We start from the raw sequence: 1,453 nt of genomic DNA on the forward strand, positions 1-1,453 counted from the left end.
CGATCGCCTGTGGCCTTGCCGCGCTGTGCTACGCGGAGTTCGCCTCCACCGTTCCCGTCGCAGGTAGCGCATACACGTTCTCCTACGCGACGTTCGGTGAGTTCGCCGCCTGGATCATCGGCTGGGACCTCATCCTCGAGTTCGCTCTCGCCTCCGCAGTCGTCGGCAAGGGTTGGTCGCTCTACCTCGGCAATGTCATCGGGGCCAGCGGCAGCACCACCGCCCACATCGGTTCGATCAGCTTCGACTGGGGCGCCCTGCTCATCATCGGCGCGATCACTCTGATCCTCGCGATCGGCACCAAGGTTTCCTCGCGAGTCTCCGCAATCATCACCGCGATCAAGATCGCAGTAGTTCTGCTCGTCATCGTCGTGGGCGCGTTCTACATCAAGAAGGAGAACTACTCCCCCTTCATCCCGCCGTCCGAAGGAACCGAGAGCTCTGCAAGCGGAATCCATCAGACCTTGTTCTCCTGGCTGACCGGTGCAGGCGGAAGTAGCTACGGCGCTTACGGTTTGCTCGCAGCAGCCAGCCTCGTGTTCTTTGCCTTCATCGGCTTCGACGTCGTCGCCACCACGGCCGAGGAAACCAAGAACCCGCAGAAGTCGTTGCCGCGCGGAATCTTCGGCTCGCTCGCCATCGTCACCGTTCTCTACGTTGCCGTCACACTCGTCCTCACCGGCATGGTCAAGTACACCGAACTCAAGGAGGGCAGTCCGTTGGTCGGCGATTCCAGCGCCACCCTCGCAACCGCATTCGAGGCCAACGGAATCGGCTGGGCGCAAACCGCCATCAACTTCGGTGGCCTGGCCGGCCTCACAACAGTTGTCATGGTCATGATGCTCGGCCAGACCCGTGTCCTCTTCGCGATGTCCCGTGACGGCCTCATGCCGCGCAGCCTGGCCAAGACCAACGCCAAGGGCATCCCGATGCGCATCACGTTGATCGTCGGTGGCATCGTCGCCGTCCTGGCAGCCTTCTTCCCGATGGGCACACTCGAAGAGATGGTCAACATCGGAACGCTGTTCGCTTTCGTCCTGGTTTGTGTCGGCGTCATCGTCCTGCGCCGCACCCGCCCCGACCTGCCGCGCGGATTCCGCGTCCCACTGGTGCCGTTCGTTCCGATCGTCGCCGTGCTCGCCTGCGGTTGGCTGATGCTCAACCTCTCGGTCGAGACCTGGATCCGGTTCCTCGTCTGGATGGCCATCGGTGTTGTCGTCTACTTCGCCTACGGTCACCGCAAGTCGGTCCTCGGTCGCAAGCTCAAGGACGGAACAGCCATCCCGTCCGCGAACGCCGACCCGGTACTCGTCAAGGACTGATCCTTCACAAACGAACCGCCGCTCTCCGATTCGGAGAGCGGCGGTTCGTTTGTTCGACGACGCGAGTTTCAGATGAGCGGATTGGCACCGTTCAGAAAGATCCAGGTGCAGACGCCGGCAGCGATACCGAG

1 protein-coding gene is annotated in these 1,453 nt (G+C 62.4%); it reads left to right on the forward strand.

The genetic code is table 11. The annotated features are described in order from the left end of the window. A partial coding sequence (locus tag ABT116_RS45915) for an amino acid permease (protein ID WP_351647121.1) occupies positions 1-1,322 on the forward strand: 1,322 nt, incomplete at its 5' end. Between the last annotated feature and the right edge of the window lie 131 nt (positions 1,323-1,453).

This window comes from Streptomyces sp. NPDC002130, from assembly GCF_040296465.1.
GTDB lineage: Bacteria > Actinomycetota > Actinomycetes > Streptomycetales > Streptomycetaceae > Streptomyces.